This window comes from Haemophilus sp. SZY H36 (assembly GCF_018829625.1).
In the GTDB taxonomy this organism is placed as follows: domain Bacteria; phylum Pseudomonadota; class Gammaproteobacteria; order Enterobacterales; family Pasteurellaceae; genus Haemophilus; species Haemophilus haemolyticus_K.
In genome coordinates, this window is record NZ_JAHKKA010000003.1 from 68542 (window position 1) to 85620 (window position 17079).

Genomic DNA, 17079 nt, shown 5'->3' on the forward strand with positions numbered 1-17079 from the left:
AAGGAGAAAAAACTTGACCAAGATCACATTTTCAAGAAATGCTCTCAAGACATATTTTCATTTTTCGGATTAGTTTTTTTAGGGGAAAATAAGTTTTCTATCAATCTTACGCAGCTTTTAAATGCTCACCAATTTTCTCAAACAGTTTCTGAATTTGCTCTGCCCTATGCCCTAACACACGCACTATCACCCCACCTTCATTCAACTGAGATATACCAAGAAGTAAGGATTTATCCGTTTCTTGCTGTTGAAGCTGTTGTACTATCTGCTTAATTTCTCTAGATGTTTTTTGTAAGTTAATGTAAACCAATGATCCCTGATGTGAAAAACCTTCCATTTGGCTTAACGCTGTTAAATTCATTTTAGCCGGTAACCACTGAATACAATCTAACATCAGCGGTTTAACTTTCCCATTTTCTTGCACAAGCTGAACTCTTAAATGAGAAGAAAATTGGCGAAATTCAAAACGTTCATCATTTGCCACTCGCCCAATAGCTACAATTTCACCATAAATTAGCGTACTCTCAGGTTGAATATTGATTAACGTTTTTTGCTTAAGAGCAGAATTCTTATGCAAAACCAACGGATGAGGTAAATAAAATAAACGACTTTTCTCGGCAAGTTGAATCAATGTATTTTGCTCGGCAAAATCATCCTCATTCATTGCCTGAACTCGAGTAAATGCCTGCGTATTTAAAGAAAGTGCGGTAGATTTTTCGAGCGTTATTTGAATATCAACTCGATCCCCTGCTAATAACCCTGGCGAAGAAGACATTTGCATTGCGCTAAGTCCATTTTCCCAAGAATCGGCATAAGCAGATAACGTCATTACTTTAAAAGGTGGCGTCACAAAGTATTCATTAAGTTGAGTTTTGCCGTTTGAGGAAAGTTTGGTTGAAAATTTGAGGGTACTATTCATAATCTTTTCAATTTGTAAAAAACTCCCCTCTTTAAAGGAGAGGGGATGATTCTTTATCTTACTAATGCCTTAGGTTCTTCTACGTTCTTCAACAACGCATATTTTTCAATCCAACCAATCACGCCATCGAGATTTTCTTTTTTCATCAAATTAGTGAAAATAAACGGCTGACCATTACGCATACGACGCGCATCACGTTCCATAATGCTTAAATCCGCGCCAACAAATGGTGCAAGGTCAGTTTTGTTAATCACTAGCAAATCTGAACGAGTGATACCTGGCCCACCTTTGCGTGGGATTTTCTCGCCTTGAGCCACGTCAATCACGAAAATAGTCACGTCGGCTAAATCGGGGCTAAAAGTTGCCGATAAGTTATCACCGCCTGATTCAATAAAAACAATTTCCACATCAGGAAAACGCGCCACCATTTCATCGACCGCTTCTAAATTCATTGAAGCATCTTCTCGAATTGCCGTATGTGGGCAACCACCTGTCTCGACCCCCATAATTCGCTCTGGCGGAAGTAAACTATTTTTAGTTAAAAATTCCGCATCTTCTTGGGTATAAATATCGTTAGTAATGACTGCCACGCTATATTTACTCGCCATTTCGCGAGTGAGTTTTTCAATTAAGGCGGTTTTGCCCGCGCCAACAGGGCCAGCCACGCCAATTTTAATGTAGTTACGCATAATGTTCCTGATTTGATTAATATGTCTTGAAATAAAATTAATGATTGTTAACGAATTACTGAAACAGAATCAACCTCTCCTTCAGCGCTTATAAAACGGACTTCTGGCTGTAAAAATACACCAAATTTACTTTCTACAGTATGACGCACATGACGAGCTAGATTTGCCACATCTTCACCAGTAGCTCCGCCCTTATTAATCAACACCAGTGCTTGTTTTTCATGTACTGCTGCTCCACCAATTTGATAACCTTTTAATTGACATTGATCGATTAGCCATCCAGCTGCAAGTTTGATTGAGCCATCAGATTGTGGAAAGTGCGGTAAATTTTCGTGATATTTTTTGATTTCCGCAAAATGCTCTGCACTCACTACGGGATTTTTAAAGAAACTTCCTGCATTACCAAATTCATCTGGGTTAGGCAATTTACTTTGACGAATTTGACATATTTCATCAAAAATTTGTTTTGCCGTAACTTTCAGAGAATCAAACTCAGTTAAAGAGCCATATTTTAGCACTGGCTGCCAGTTTTTGTTTAATTTCAATCCTATCGCAGTGATCACATAGCCAGACTGATAATGGTGTTTAAAGATACTGTCTCGATAACCGAATTCACATTCTTCAACTGTTAATCGAAATATTTCATGAGTACTTAAATTTAACACCTCTACATAATGGCATATATCTTTAAATTCTACGCCATAAGCACCAATATTTTGGATCGGTGCTGAACCTGCACAACCTGGAATGAGTGCAAGATTTTCCAAACCATAGATACCTTCATTTACACTCCATTCCACCAAATGATGCCAATTTTCGCCACCATTTACATGAAGATAATGAAAGTCAGTATCTTGTTTATGTGTAATCCCCATTAATCGATTAAGCACAACAATACCACTGAAGTCTGCTAAAAATAGCATATTGCTTCCTTGACCAAGAAAAAGTATGGGGAGATTCATTGCTTTTGCATGATCCCAAGCTTCTTGCAATTGTGCCACACTATGCGCATCAATAATTTCATGGGCTTGAACAGAAATATGAAAAGTATGAAAAGGTTGTAAATTTTGCATTTAAAATACCATTTTAGGATGCACTTATGCTTTGCTACTCGTGCATGAATTATCAAAAGTGTATGAATTCTTAAATTCACTCTACGTTTAAACTAGGGTATGAGGTAAAGTAATTTTTACCTGAGTCCCCCCCTCTTCTCGACGTCGAATATCTAATTCTGCATTCAATTGACAACAACGTTCTGTCATAATATTCAAACCATAATGTCCTTCGGGCTCTTCAAGATTAAGAATACCGATGCCATTATCTAGCACAGAAATTTCATACTCTCCCTCAGAGTTAATCAGGGCATGAATTTCAATAGCAGAACCTTTAGAATGTTTTATTGCATTTGTTGTTGCTTCACGTACGATTTGCAACACATGTACTAACTGCTGAGGATTTAAACTTTGTGAAGGCAAATGACTATTCACACTCATTTTCATACTAGTTTGAGCACGTAAAGAATCAATCACTTGCTCCAAAGCCAGTTGTAAGTTAGCTTCTTGAATCGTTAATCGGAATGTTGCTAAAAGTTCACGCAATTGTGCATAACCACCTGAAAGTGCTTGTTCAAAATCAGCAATAATCCCCAAGCTTTTTTCTCTTGCGTGTGGTTCTTCTTTCCTTAAATTATGTTTAAGCAACGTAAGTTGAATTTGCAGAAACGATAATACTTGAGCTAAAGAATCATGCAGTTCTCTTGCAATAATAGAACGTTCTTCCATCAACAAAAGCTGTTCTTGCTGACGCAAACTTTTATGGAAGTACAAAGCTCGTGCAAGCATTTGTGCCAAATTCTGCATCATTCTAGGGTCGGGACAAGGCAATCCTGATTGCCAAGAAAGTACGCCTAAATCTTCATTATCTACCGATAGCACTTCGAGTTGTAAAGTACGATGAGAATCCTGCTCTCCAAAAGCAATATTCCAATGCTCCGCCCCCATAACTTCTATTTTGATATATTGCAAATGCTCACTCACACGTATGAGATCTAATACTTGGCTTAAAATTTTATCATTAATAGAATTCGCATTAAGAATCTGTGAACTTTGATAAAGGTTTGTCAAAGAGCGGTTGGTTTGGCGTAATTTTTGTGTTTTTTCATTTACGGCATCTTCTAAACGAGAATAAAGTTGACCTAATTCCATCGACATTTGTGTAAAAACATGTGCCAATGTGCCCAATTCATTCTGTTTTGTTGTATCTAATGAAATATGATTAAACTGACGCATCTGCACTTGCATACTTGCTTTTGTCATTAGCTCTAAAGGTTTCACTACCTCACGATGAGTGTACCAAATCAAATAGGAAACCATGACCAAAATTAATAACATAGCTAAACAAAGTACAAATACGCCAAGGATCCATTTTTGCTCACTAAAACGCTGTAATTCAAACACAAAACGATCAACATCTGCGACATAATCCGTTAATTGTTCGCTATAACTTTTTACATTTTTCTGTTGGGCATATTTTTCCATTAATGCCCAACGCTGTAAAATGGTATGGTAGGATTGTTTGACTGCATCTGGAGTAAAAAATTGACGTTGAATTTCTAATAATGCAGATGAATGGAGGCTAATATTATAATGCCGTAAATTAGCCTCGACTGTTGAGGGTTGAGATTGCATTTCATAGAGCAAACGATAGCTTTGCATGCGCAATGAACCTGAAATATTAATCGCTTCAGCATCATACTTATTGCTACTCATAATTGCTAAACTTAGTGAGCTAATAACACCAGAAACAATAAGGATAATAAATAAATATTTAGCAATACGTGTAGAAACAGAATGTTTAGTATGCACAGCAACTCCAATGAAATAACATCAATTTATAGATAAAAGTGCGGTTATTTTCTTACTTCTTTTTTAATTGACTCCAAACTTTATCTTCCTGACCGCGCCATAAACGTTGAACGTTATCGTGATGACGATAAATTAATAGGCAACATACCAGTGCAACGGGAAAAGTAAATTCAGGTTTAAACCACCACACATAAAAAGGCACAAGTAAAGCAGAAATAACCGCACTTAATGAAGAGTAACCGCTGATAAGAAAAACGAGGACCCAAGTGCCTAATGTAGAGCCTGCAACAGCCCAAGAAATTGGAGCAATCGCACCGAAAGCGGTTGCGACGCCTTTGCCGCCTTTGAATTGGAAGAAAATGGGGAAAATGTGCCCCAAGCAAGCGCCTAGAGCTACCATGCCTAATTCAAATTGTGTGAGACCTAAATAGTAACCAACCCATACTGGCGTCATGCCTTTTAAAATATCAATAATCAGTACGGCGAGAGCAGACCAGCGGCCTCCGATACGTAGCACGTTTGTCGCCCCTGGATTGTTTGAGCCATTTTGACGAGGATCAGGTAAGCCTGCGATACGACAAATTAGAATAGCACTGGAAATAGAGCCTAAAAGATAGGCACAAAGCATATAAAAAAGGGCAAAAAGGCTCATTTTGTACTCAAGCAAGAAAAATTATTCGTTATTCTACCCAAAGTTGATAGCATACGCCTACAATAATTTTAGAGGAAATCTTATGGATCGTGTTTTTATTGAAGAATTGACTGTTTTTGCACAAATCGGTGTATATGATTGGGAACAGCAAATTAAGCAAAAACTTGTGTTTGATTTGGAAATGGCTTGGGATTGTAAGCAAGCTGCGGAAACGGATGATGTTGCATATTGTTTGAATTATGCTGAAGTGAGCCAAGTGATAATTGATTATGTGGAAAGCAAACCTTTCTTGTTGATTGAGCGAGTGGCTTATGAAGTGGCGGATTTGCTTGAGTCACGTTATCAACTTCAAGGATTAAAAATTAAACTGAGTAAACCGAAAGCTGTCGCGCAAGCTCGAAATGTTGGTGTATTGATTGTACGTGGATGTTTAAAATAATGTGAAATTTTCGTAAAAACTTGTCGGCTTTTTAAACGAAATTGACTAAAATAGTCATGAGTTTTTACTGCAATAAAGGAGATTGCAATGAATATGAAAACCTTATTAGCACTAGCGGTTAGTGCGGTATGTTCAGTTGGTGTGGCGCAAGCACATGAGCATAATCATGATCACAATATGGCACCAAAAGGTGCTTCTATTGAAGTGAAAGTGCAACAACTTGATCCAGTAAACGGTAACAAAGATGTGGGTACCGTTACGATTACTGAATCTAACTATGGTCTTGTGTTTACCCCTAATTTACAAGGATTAAGCGAAGGCTTACATGGTTTCCACATCCATGAAAACCCAAGTTGTGAGCCAAAAGAAAAAGAGGGTAAATTGACAGCTGGTTTAGGTGCTGGTGGTCACTGGGATCCTAAAGGTGCAAAACAACATGGTTACCCATGGCAAGATGATGCTCACTTAGGTGATTTACCTGCATTAACTGTATTACATGATGGCACTGCAACTAACCCTGTTTTAGCACCACGCCTTAAACATTTAGATGATGTTCGCGGTCACTCTATTATGATCCACGCTGGTGGTGATAATCACTCCGATCATCCTGCTCCACTTGGTGGTGGCGGCCCACGTATGGCATGTGGCGTGATTAAATAATTCGATTGTTCGAAACGAAAAGTGCGGTGAATTTTCACCGCACTTTTTTTTGCTAGATATTTAGCATTTAATTCACGACTTCAGCAGTATATTTCAGCTTATGAATCGCATCGAATAATTGTTGGTTTGTGACTTTTGGCTCTTCCACAACCGTCACTAACCCATCTTTAATAGATGCTTTTGTTGATATAACGCCATCAATATTACGTAGCTCTTTATTGACTAAGTAAGCACAAAGCTGGCAATTCATTTCTTTTACTTTTAGCACAATTTGTTTGGTTTCATTTGCATGGGCGAAAGGAATTGCAAACAGCGAAAGCAAAAGTGCGGTACATAATTTCTTCATTTTTATTCCTAATTAGCTAATTCTAAAATCCAAGGCAAAATTGTTGGATATGTTAAGAAAAAAATCATCACGATAAATACAATCCAATATAAAACGATGAGTTTTTTACGGGAAATATATTTGCTACAAATAATTTTTTTGGAAAACATCAACAGCCAAAATCCATAGGCAAAGGCGCATAATGAAATAATGAGCATGGGAATACGCAAATAATCATATTCGCCTAAGCCAATCAACCAAGTAGATGATACGCCGAACACTAAATAGATTAATGGTGCGATGCAGCACAACGTTGAAGCCACCGCGGCACTAAGTGCGGTGGCTATGGCAACCCAAAAGGATTTATTAGAGTTTTTTAGAGACGTAGTCATATTTAAATTCTTTTGGATCAAAGGAATTTAACGGATCGCCACCCACTTCAGCATACGGATAGCCGAAGTTATTGATTGGAGCCAGTTCTGGTTGTGGATATAAATCGAAATCACGGGCATGATTAAATCCGACCCAGTTTGCTTCCCAGTTACCAAACAAATATTTTGCTACGGCTTGTGTATCTTTATCTTCAACAGATTTTTTCTCTGCTAAACGCATTTTAGCAACGTCTGCGGAATCAACTGGTACCCATCCAAACCCTGCTAGGTAGAATTCAGCACGGCAGTGCTGACCGCCACTTACGTTTGCGATGCCTTGTTCATTTGCACTACCAAAAGCACCTTTGGAATATTTGCCCATTTTCTCTGCCGCACCTAAGCGAATACCAAAAATTTCACGGGCTGGGATGCCTGCCGCACGAGCAAGCGCCACAAATACAGAGTTAATATCGGTACATTTACCTTTTAATACGCCAGTGGTAAGAATTTTTTCTACATCGCCGTCGCCACAACCTAATACAGAATTATCACGTTCCATATTTTTTACGATCCAATGGTGAATAAGTTCTGCTTTTTTCAATGGATTGGTTTCTTTACCTACGATTTTGTCAGCAAATTCTTTCACAATGCCATCAGTTTTAATGTGTTGAGTAGCTTTTAAGTACTCTTGTACATCCACGGAATACTGAATATCTTTTGGAGGAGTATAATTCTCTAAAGCACCTTTCACCATCGGTTCACGGTCTTTTGTTTCAATGACTATAGTGACTTTTAAATCACGTTTTTGTGCATCTTTATCCCAAGTGGCAAATAAGGTTTTCGCACCGTATTTATTATTTTCTGTTACATAGGCATTCATGTAATTACCTTCAAAGTGAATCGATTTCACTTGTTGGTATTCTCCATTAAATGGCAATGGAACCCATAAATTGGTTTGTCCTTGCGAGCCTTTTGGCACAACTAAATCGTAGGTTTGCGTGAATTCGTAAAGATGGGCGTCTGTATTGTAGTTTGGAATGTTGGTGTTTGCATGAGCTAACGAGCCACATGCAGAAAGCACCGCAACTGCGATAAGTTTCTTCATGAAGAGATCCTCTAGTTAATAATAGTTAAACTTAACATATTAGATAAACTAATACGCCACTATGCTAACGGATTTTTGAGCAATAATTCAACCATTTTGCATAAACTTTTTATTTTTCTTATATAAAAAATATTTTATTTTCCAACCGCACTTTCCTTCTAACATTTGACACCCCTAGCCCTTACACCTATTATTTCCTCGTTATTTATTAAGATTTACGGAACAAAATAATTATGGTGAATAAAACCGCTCAACTTAAACAAGCTCTAGAAAATCGTATTCTCATTTTAGACGGTGCGATGGGGACGATGATCCAAAAATATAAACTAAAGGAAGCCGATTTTAGAGGCGAGAAGTTTAAGGAAAGTGCGGTCGATTTACGCGGTAATAATGATTTACTGACATTGACTCAACCACTGCTAATTTCCGCTATTCATGAGAAATATTTAGCAGCGGGTGCAGATATTATTGAAACCAATACTTTTAGTTCAACTACGATTGCGCAAGCTGATTACGACTTGCAATCTATCGCTTATGAACTCAATTTTGTTGGCGCAAAATTAGCTCGTTTGGCTGCCGATAAATATAGCACGCCAGAAAAACCTCGCTTTGTCGCGGGCGTGTTAGGGCCAACAAACCGTACAGCCTCCATTTCACCCGATGTAAATGATCCCGGTTTCCGTAATGTGACTTTTATGGAGTTGGTGGATGCTTATGCCCAAGCAACAAAAGGCTTAATTGAAGGTGGTGCGGATTTAATTATGATCGAAACCATTTTCGACACGCTTAACGCTAAAGCGGCAGTTTTTGCTATTGAAAGCGTATTCGAAGAATTAGGCGTAGAATTGCCAATCATGATTTCTGGTACCATTACCGATGCTTCAGGGCGTACCCTTTCTGGGCAAACTACTGAGGCTTTCTATAACTCCCTCCGTCATGCAAAACCGCTCACTTTCGGTTTGAACTGTGCTTTAGGTCCAAAAGAATTACGCCAATATGTAGAACAACTTTCAAAAATCAGTGAAACCTATGTTTCTGTGCATCCGAATGCGGGCTTGCCAAATGCTTTTGGTGGTTATGATTTAGGGGCAGAAGAGATGGCTGCTCACTTAAAAGAGTGGGCAGAAAGTGGTTTTGTAAACATTATTGGTGGTTGTTGCGGCACCACACCGGAACACATTAAAGCCTTTGCTGCAGCGGTAGAAAATATTCCACCACGTAAATTGCCACAAATCAAAACTGCAATGCGTTTGTCTGGTTTAGAACCACTCAATATTGACAATGAAAGCCTGTTCGTGAACGTCGGCGAACGCAATAACGTAACGGGTTCGGCGAAATTTAAGCGCTTAATTAAAGAAGATAAATTTGCCGAAGCCATTGAAATTGCCATCGACCAAGTGGAAAACGGCGCGCAAGTGATTGACGTGAACATGGACGAAGCCTTACTCGACGGCAAAAAATGCATGACCCGTTTCCTCAACATTATGGCGACGGAACCCGATGCTGCGAAAGTGCCAGTGATGATTGACTCGTCTAAATGGGAAGTGATCGAGGCAGGTTTGCAATCAGTACAAGGTAAACCAATCGTTAACTCTATATCTTTAAAAGAAGGCGAGGAAAAATTTATCCATCAGGCTAAATTGGTGCGTAAATACGGTGCAGCCGTTGTGGTGATGGCATTTGATGAAGTAGGGCAGGCTGATACCGAAGAGCGTAAAGTCGAAATCTGTACCCGTGCTTATAACATCTTAGTCAACCAAGTAGGCTTCCCGCCAGAAGACATTATTTTCGACCCGAATATTTTCGCCATCGGCACCGGAATTGAAGAACACAACAACTACGGTGTAGATTTCATCAACGCCACGGGACGTATTAAACGCAGCTTGCCACATGCCAAAATTTCGGGCGGAGTGTCAAACGTGTCCTTCTCTTTCCGTGGTAATAACGTCATGCGTGAGGCTATTCACGCGGTCTTCCTCTATCACGCCATCAAACAAGGCATGGATATGGGGATCGTGAACGCAGGACAGCTCGCGATTTACGATGATCTGGATCCGGAATTACGCAATGTAATTGAAGACGCTGTCTTAAACCGCACACCAGATGGCACAGAACGTTTACTGGATATTGCGGAAAAATATCGCAATCAAGGCAACGATGAAAGTGCGGTGGATTCTGTCGCCGAATGGCGTACGTGGCCGGTGGAAGAACGTTTAAAACATGCCCTCGTGAAAGGCATTACCACGCACATCATCGAAGACACCGAAGAAGCTCGCCAAAAATTGCCAACGCCGTTGGAAGTGATCGAAGGTCCGCTCATGGCAGGTATGGATGTGGTGGGCGATTTGTTTGGCGACGGTAAAATGTTCCTCCCACAAGTGGTGAAATCCGCGCGCGTGATGAAACAATCAGTGGCGTATTTAGAGCCGTTTATCAACGCCACTAAACAAAAAGGCTCAAGCAACGGTAAAGTGGTGATCGCCACCGTGAAAGGCGACGTGCACGATATTGGTAAAAACATCGTGAGCGTGGTGTTGCAATGTAATAACTTTGAAGTGATTGACTTAGGCGTAATGGTGCCGGCGGATAAAATCATTCAAACGGCAATTGATGAAAAAGCCGACATTATCGGCTTAAGCGGTTTGATTACGCCATCCCTTGATGAAATGGAATACTTCCTTGGTGAAATGACGCGTTTAGGTTTGAGTTTGCCTGTGTTGATTGGCGGCGCAACCACCTCCAAAGAACATACTGCCATTAAACTGTATCCAAAATATAAACAACACGGCGTGTTCTATACCTCGAACGCTTCACGCGCGGTAACAGTATGTGCCACCTTAATGAACCCTGAAGGGCGTGCAGCATTGTGGGAACAGTTCAAAAAGGATTACGAGAAAATCCAACAATCTTTTGCCAACCGTAAACCGTTGCGTAAACAACTTAGCATTGAAGAAGCTCGCGCCAATCGTTTCGATGGCTTTAGCGGCGAATGGGCGGATTATGTGCCGCCAAAACCAAACCAAACTGGCATTGTGGAATTTAAAAACGTGCCGATTGCCGAGCTGCGCAAATTCATCGACTGGTCACCATTCTTCCGTATTTGGGGATTGATGGGTGGCTATCCGGATGCCTTTGATTATCCGGAAGGCGGCGAAGAAGCACGCAGAGTGTGGAACGATGCACAAGTGGTATTGGATGAATTAGAGCAAAACCACAAACTCAACCCAAGCGGTATTTTAGGTATCTTCCCTGCCGAACGTGTAGGCGATGATGTGGTGCTATTCTCTAATGAAGAACGCTCACAAACCATTGGCACCGCTTACGGCTTACGCCAACAAACGGAACGTGGTAAAAACAGTAAGAGCCCATTTAACTTCTGCTTAAGCGACTTTATCGCGGATCGCGAAAGCGGTAAAAAAGACTGGTTTGGCATGTTCGCCGTGTGTGCCGGCATTGAAGAAATGGATTTAGTGGAAGGCTACAAAGCCGCAGGCGATGACTACAATGCCATCTTGCTACAAGCCGTGGGCGACCGCCTCGCCGAAGCTATGGCAGAATACCTTCACTTTGAGCTACGCACGCGCATTTGGGGCTACACGCAAGAAGAATTCGATAACCAAGGCTTAATCAATGAAAACTACGTCGGCATCCGCCCTGCTCCAGGATATCCAAGCTGCCCGGAACATACCGAAAAAGCCTTGATTTGGGATTTATTAGAAGTGGAACAACGCATCGGCATGAAACTCACCGAAAGCTACGCCATGTGGCCGGCAGCTTCCGTCTGCGGTTGGTACTTCACCCACCCTGCAAGTAACTATTTCACTTTAGGTCGAATCGATGAAGACCAAGCTCAAGATTATGCCAAACGTAAAGGTTGGGATGAGAGAGAGATGATGAAGTGGTTGGGGGTTGCAATGAAGTAAATTTTTTTGATAATTAACTTACTAAGGAAAAAGTAAAATGAAATTCAGAAGTCTATACAAGTTTACTGAGCTAACAAACAATAAAAATTTTATCTTCTTCTATCAAATATTAGAAGAAATGCTATTTGATTATACATTAGATACTTATAAACCATCTATTTTAAATCTGCATTCTCTAATAGAAGAAGCTTTTGAAGTTATAAGTGAAATTGAAAAAGGGAATATACAACCACCAAACATTTCACATGTTCTTGATGAACTAGTAACAAATCTAGAAAAAGATAAAATTGCTAATGAAATGATTACTGTCTCTAGAAAAGAAATAAATACTATTCTAAAGGACCCTCAAATAAGAAAAAATTATGGTGTTATAAAAAATACTCTTGCCATAATATACAATTTAGTCAATCAAATTGATTATAAGAAAAAACTTGAGTTAAAAATTATAGAACTACTTAAAAATGAACAGGAAGAATTTAAAGAAATAAGAAGTGCTACAAGAAGCTACATAACATTTCTGATATATCGTGGGTATAATTCGAATTATATAAGAAAAGAGGTTTTAAATTTCTTTGGTAATGGTGATGAAAAATTTAATGATATAGAAGATATAGTTAAACTTTTTGAAATTTTCAATCTTGAACATCATAACTATGAAGTATTTTTTATAGCCGATAAAATGCTGTCCATGTGCATACCCTCTAATAATAAGGAAGAATCTCTCCTTTATAAATATGATAGAAATAATATCCCAGAAGAAATAAAGCAAGATAGAAATTTCATGAAAATAGCAAGTAATGAAAATTTTTATTCTATAAATAGAAAAGAACTGGATCCTTTTTCTGCAAGAAACAAAACAGAAAATAGCATAATTGAATTATCAAACCTAATTAATATATTTCATCATAAGCAGAATATAGCATGTCAAAAAAAATTTATAGTAATGGATGAAAATAATTCTATAACGATAATAAATGAACCAATAAAATCTATGCATAAGTGCATAGATCTAAAAAAAGCTAAGGCAGAGTCAAAGCTCCAAGAGTTCTTAAAATCATTTAAACTAACTGAAGATTCCTTCAACAAGTTTATCAATAGTGTGAGATTACATTCAATAGCTATTCATTCTAGTTCTCATGAAAATCAATTATTAAATCTATGGATATCTCTAGAATCTTTAGTACCAGCAGATACAAAAAACAAAGACAATGCTAACATTCAACATATTGTAGATTCCATTATTCCTTTTCTTAATATGTATTATCTAAAATCTTTAATTAACAAATTAATAAAAGATCTTGTGAGATGGGATGTATATAAGGTTAGAAAATTATTGAAAGATATACCTGGAGACGATCTGCAGTTTAAAATAGTAAATTTACTATCCAATAATAATCTATCAGAAAAACTAAATAATTTAATGATTGAAATAAAAGATTTCCATCTATTAAATGACAGATTAAAACACTTTAATAATTTATTACTATCAAAGGAAAAAATTTCAAATACAATTATAAACCATACTGAACGTTTACAATGGCAAATAAGAAGAATATATAGAGCACGAAATTTAATTGTTCACACAGGAAATACTCCATCATACACATCCACATTAATAGAACATATTCATAGCTACCTAGATATAATACTAGAAACACTCATTCAATTGTCATCTAAAAACAAAATAAATTCTGTAGGGCAAGGATTCCAATATATAGAATTAATGTATAATGATTACCTAAATGTCATTGGAATAACAAAAAAAGACAAAGAATTAAAATTTGATACGAAAAAGAATAGCAATCTAGACGATTGTGAAATTCATAAAATATTCAATTACCTCAATTGATATTTTGTATCCCCCTTGATGGCGCAAGCGTCCTCGCTTGTGCCTCTCATCTAAAAGTGCGTTCAAAAAATCCAAAGAATTTTGAACATTGGTTCTGCCAACGGCTTATGGGTAAAATTCTCAATGTTTTGATTAAACAGCACCAGCGTGGATGCTGGCGCTATCTTTCCTTATTAGCACAATCTGTTGGTACACGCTTCCTTGCATACGCCCAATTTCACCAAAAAATACTTCAAAAACTTTTATTTACTTTCTAAGGCAAGCGTTAGGAAACGCGCGCCAGCATAAGCGTTAAACAAAAAAAGTGCGGTAAAATTTTTCAGCCTTTTTATATTTATTGCAGCAACCAATCCACCACATAAATCACTTCAATTCCATCAATATCTGTTTGTTCATAATATTTCCCCGTAATTAAGATCTTTTTATAGTTATCTTTAATATGCAAAAGATTATCTGTTTCGTGAGTATTTTCAGGGATTTCAAAGGCGACTTGCACATATAAAATTTCATCGGCTTTTCGGGCGATAAAATCAATTTATTTGCTGTCGAGTTTGCCCACATCTACGCTATAACCCCGTCTTAGCAATTCAATAAACACGATATTTTCTAAGCGATTAGCATAATTCACGCCTTTTTTGCCAACCTTCCACAAACTGAATTTCATCAATCAGAAAGTAGGCTTTAGCTGGAGAAGACGGTATTTTTTCTTGAATAAGCTGTTGGAAATCTTGAGCGTCAATTGGAAGTTAATTTCCATATTTTATTTTTTTGTGTGTATTTGGAATTACATTTCCAGTTTTTATTGCGGTTTTTTAGTCTCATTCCAATCCCTTGCACAATCCCCAATTTCCGCTATCATACGCGCTTTCTTATTTCTCGGAATTTTGTATTTATGAATAAATTAAAGATAGCATTGTTTGTCGGGGCTCTTGTGAGTTTATTTGCTTGTACTACAACACATCAGCCGAAGAAGACGGTTAAATCTCGATTTTTAAAGAACAATATTAGTCAAGTTGAGTTAAATAATTCTGTTAATTACAAGCCATATCATTATCGTTGTAATAATAAAGAAACTGGGGGAATTTCTCATTTAACGACTTATTTCCCTCTGTCGCGTGAAAGCCGTATGAAAGATAACTTCGGGTTTTATTTCCAGTTAGATAATGGCAAGGCGGTGCCTTTTGATCATTCATACACACTGACACTGAATGCGCGCGGTACAAAATTTGAAGTGGTTTATCGTTCGTATGATCCGATTCAAGGAAGTTATGTGGATTTAATCGCGCGATCTCAAAGTTCAATTTACTACAAGAATCAACAAGGCAAGCAAGTTCCTTGGTTGATTTGTAAGGGCGGTTGATTTTTCTCGAAAATAACTTTTACTTTCAGCAAAATGAGAAATTGGAATTAGGTTTCCAATTTCTCTATTCCATAAATCTCTCTTTTTTCTACATCAAATTTCACGCTTATATCAAAGGCTTGTGCAAGATTCGCTGAATTTAGCACCGCTTGTGTTTTGCCAGTTGCAATAATTTTGCCTTTATCAAGCAAAATCACTTCATCACAGTATTTATAGGCAAGAGATAAATGATGGATCGCTACAACGCAAGTATGCTGTGGTGTCAGCGATTTTAATTGTTCCATCATGTCTATTTGGTAATAGGGATCAAGGGGAGCGATAGGTTCATCAGCAAGCAATAGCGGTGCATTTTTGATGCAACAACGAGCGAGTTGCACTCGTGCTTTTTCTCCGCCTGATAGTTTCTGAAAGGATTTATTAAGCAAATGTGCTATCGAAAATTTTTGTGAAATCTCTGTGATTTTTGACCGCTCTTTTACTGAGGATAATGGCGAATTTAAGCCGAGCGCAATGACATCATAAACTGATAAATCCCAATGGATATTGGTATCTTGCGCCAGATAAGCGAGTTGCAGGCTTTTTTCAGCTGTACTCATTTTGCTTAACGGGCTGTTTCCAAAATAAATTTCACCCTTTGCAATAGGTAAAATTCCTGCAATCGTTTTGAGCAAAGTCGATTTGCCCGCACCGTTTGCGCCCATAATGCCGATAAGTTTTCCTTTAGGAAGCATGCAGCTGATGTTGTTTAAGCCATAAGGCTGGGAAAGATTTTCGATTCTAATCATTATCTTGCCAACTTGCGTTGCTCCGTAATTAAAATCCAAATTAAGCAAGGTGCGCCAATGATTGCGATGAGCGTGCCAATATAAATATGTGAGAAGATTGGAATATATTGCACGCAAAGATCTGCAATAAGTAGCAATAATGCGCCAAGTAATGCACTGGTGATGTAAAGTTGTGAAGGGAGTTTTTTTAGCAATAGGCGAGAAAAGTGCGGTGCGATTAAGCCAACAAAACCGATAGTGCCTGTTTGCGGAATTGTTGCACCAACTAATAATGCCACGCCAAAGGTCGTGACGAAAAAGCTACGTTTAGGATTCACGCCCATTGTGCTTGCGGTTTCTTCACCGAAGGTGAGCAAGTCAATATAGCGGCGTTCACGATATAAACAGAACAATCCCAATAATACGATTGGAAATGAAATGAGTAGCGTATCAAGTTTTGCCCACACAAGAGAACCTTGTAGCCAGCGGTACAGTTCAGCTAAAGCCCATGGGCTTTCAGCGTTAGAAAGTAGCAATGCAACAGTAGCAGAGAGCAACATATTGACGGCTAAACCACTTAAAATCATCGCCGTTGTACCATGATTTTTAGCGATCAAATAAACTAATAAAAAACTAGATAACGCGCCAGTCACACCGCCAATTAACAATAAACTTAAGGGTACGGAAAAATAGTAAAGTAAAAAGACACTGGTGGTGGTTGCCCCCGCACTACTTCCCAATAATCCAGGGCTTGCTAGTGGATTTTGAAATATCCCCTGCATTGCATTACCCGCTAAAGCAAGGCTTGCGCCAGTTAAAATGGCTAATCCGAGTCGCGGTAGGCGAATATCAAGCAATACGAGCGAGCGCATATCCGTGAGCACACCATCGGCATTTTTGAGATGAGCAAAATCGCCGAGCTGATGATAAATCGCAAAGCTGCTAATCAACAGCAACGCTAAGAAAAGTGCGGTATTTAATTTTAGTGTTTTGGTCAATGATCAATTTCCTATGTAATCCAAATATCATTTGTTAATTTGATTTTATCAAATCTCCCCTAGCCCCTCTTTGCTAAAGAGGGGGATTTCATTATTAAATTAACCTAGGGCGATATAGTTACAATTTTTATGCATGAATAATTAAAATAAATATCAAAATT

15 protein-coding genes and 1 pseudogene are annotated in these 17079 nt (G+C 38.3%); 5 read left to right on the plus strand and 11 right to left on the minus strand.

Annotated elements, in window-relative coordinates; all coding sequences use genetic code 11:
- Positions 1-106 precede the first annotated feature (106 nt).
- From KP713_RS06300 to plsY, 5 genes are all read right to left on the minus strand, one after another.
- Complete coding sequence (locus tag KP713_RS06300; RefSeq protein WP_215770165.1) at positions 107-919, minus strand: urease accessory protein UreD; 813 nt, start codon at positions 917-919, stop codon at positions 107-109.
- 53 nt (positions 920-972) lie between these two features.
- Positions 973-1608: an urease accessory protein UreG gene (gene ureG / locus KP713_RS06305; protein WP_106013591.1), complete on the minus strand. Its 636-nt coding sequence runs from the start codon at positions 1606-1608 to the stop codon at positions 973-975.
- A 47-nt stretch (positions 1609-1655) separates the two neighbouring features.
- On the minus strand, positions 1656-2681 hold the full coding sequence (gene murB / locus KP713_RS06310; protein WP_215770166.1) for a UDP-N-acetylmuramate dehydrogenase: 1026 nt from the start codon (positions 2679-2681) through the stop codon (positions 1656-1658).
- Between the two features lie 87 nt (positions 2682-2768).
- Positions 2769-4472, minus strand: a complete 1704-nt coding sequence (narQ, locus tag KP713_RS06315) for a nitrate/nitrite two-component system sensor histidine kinase NarQ (protein WP_215770167.1) — start codon at positions 4470-4472, stop codon at positions 2769-2771.
- 52 nt (positions 4473-4524) lie between these two features.
- Complete coding sequence (plsY, locus tag KP713_RS06320; RefSeq protein WP_215770168.1) at positions 4525-5124, minus strand: glycerol-3-phosphate 1-O-acyltransferase PlsY; 600 nt, start codon at positions 5122-5124, stop codon at positions 4525-4527.
- Positions 5125-5206: 82 nt separating this feature from the next.
- Here plsY and folB point away from each other — a divergent pair, with 82 nt between their 5' ends.
- Positions 5207-5563 carry a dihydroneopterin aldolase gene (gene folB, locus KP713_RS06325; RefSeq protein WP_065246561.1) on the plus strand — a complete coding sequence of 119 codons (357 nt, stop codon included), beginning with the start codon at positions 5207-5209 and terminating at the stop codon, positions 5561-5563.
- Positions 5564-5650: 87 nt separating this feature from the next.
- On the plus strand, positions 5651-6223 hold the full coding sequence (gene sodC, locus KP713_RS06330) for a superoxide dismutase family protein (RefSeq protein ID WP_005626862.1): 573 nt from the start codon (positions 5651-5653) through the stop codon (positions 6221-6223).
- Between the two features lie 67 nt (positions 6224-6290).
- Here sodC and KP713_RS06335 read toward each other — a convergent pair whose 3' ends face one another.
- Genes KP713_RS06335 through KP713_RS06345 form a run of 3 tightly spaced genes read right to left on the minus strand, consistent with a single transcriptional unit; the run spans position 6291 to position 8024 of the window.
- Positions 6291-6569 carry a heavy-metal-associated domain-containing protein gene (locus tag KP713_RS06335; RefSeq protein ID WP_215770169.1) on the minus strand — a complete coding sequence of 93 codons (279 nt, stop codon included), beginning with the start codon at positions 6567-6569 and terminating at the stop codon, positions 6291-6293.
- 8 nt (positions 6570-6577) lie between these two features.
- On the minus strand, positions 6578-6940 hold the full coding sequence (locus tag KP713_RS06340; RefSeq protein ID WP_005635782.1) for a mercuric transporter MerT family protein: 363 nt from the start codon (positions 6938-6940) through the stop codon (positions 6578-6580).
- On the minus strand, positions 6915-8024 hold the full coding sequence (locus KP713_RS06345; protein WP_215770170.1) for a transglutaminase-like domain-containing protein: 1110 nt from the start codon (positions 8022-8024) through the stop codon (positions 6915-6917). Before KP713_RS06345 ends, KP713_RS06340 begins: the two co-directional genes overlap by 26 nt.
- 233 nt (positions 8025-8257) lie before the next feature.
- On the opposite strand from KP713_RS06345, the gene metH reads away from it, so the two are divergent.
- A complete protein-coding gene (gene metH / locus KP713_RS06350; protein WP_215770171.1) occupies positions 8258-11947 on the plus strand; it encodes a methionine synthase in 3690 nt (1229 codons plus the stop codon).
- 37 nt (positions 11948-11984) lie between these two features.
- Positions 11985-13796 (plus strand): hypothetical protein, encoded by a 1812-nt coding sequence (locus KP713_RS06355; RefSeq protein ID WP_215770172.1) that lies wholly within the window; start codon positions 11985-11987, stop codon positions 13794-13796.
- 334 nt (positions 13797-14130) lie between these two features.
- Here the strand turns inward: KP713_RS06355 and KP713_RS08990 are convergent.
- Positions 14131-14439, minus strand: a pseudogene (locus KP713_RS08990) (hypothetical protein); the annotation flags it as partial.
- A gap of 249 nt (positions 14440-14688) precedes the next feature.
- Between KP713_RS08990 and KP713_RS06365 the strand changes: the two are divergent.
- A complete protein-coding gene (locus tag KP713_RS06365; protein WP_215770174.1) occupies positions 14689-15156 on the plus strand; it encodes a hypothetical protein in 468 nt (155 codons plus the stop codon).
- Between the two features lie 47 nt (positions 15157-15203).
- On the opposite strand, the gene KP713_RS06370 is transcribed toward KP713_RS06365, so the two are convergent.
- Both KP713_RS06370 and KP713_RS06375 read right to left on the minus strand, forming a co-directional pair.
- Positions 15204-15941 carry an ABC transporter ATP-binding protein gene (locus KP713_RS06370; protein WP_215770175.1) on the minus strand — a complete coding sequence of 246 codons (738 nt, stop codon included), beginning with the start codon at positions 15939-15941 and terminating at the stop codon, positions 15204-15206.
- Positions 15941-16918: a FecCD family ABC transporter permease gene (locus KP713_RS06375; RefSeq protein ID WP_215770176.1), complete on the minus strand. Its 978-nt coding sequence runs from the start codon at positions 16916-16918 to the stop codon at positions 15941-15943. Before KP713_RS06375 ends, KP713_RS06370 begins: the two co-directional genes overlap by 1 nt.
- Positions 16919-17079: the final 161 nt, after the last annotated feature.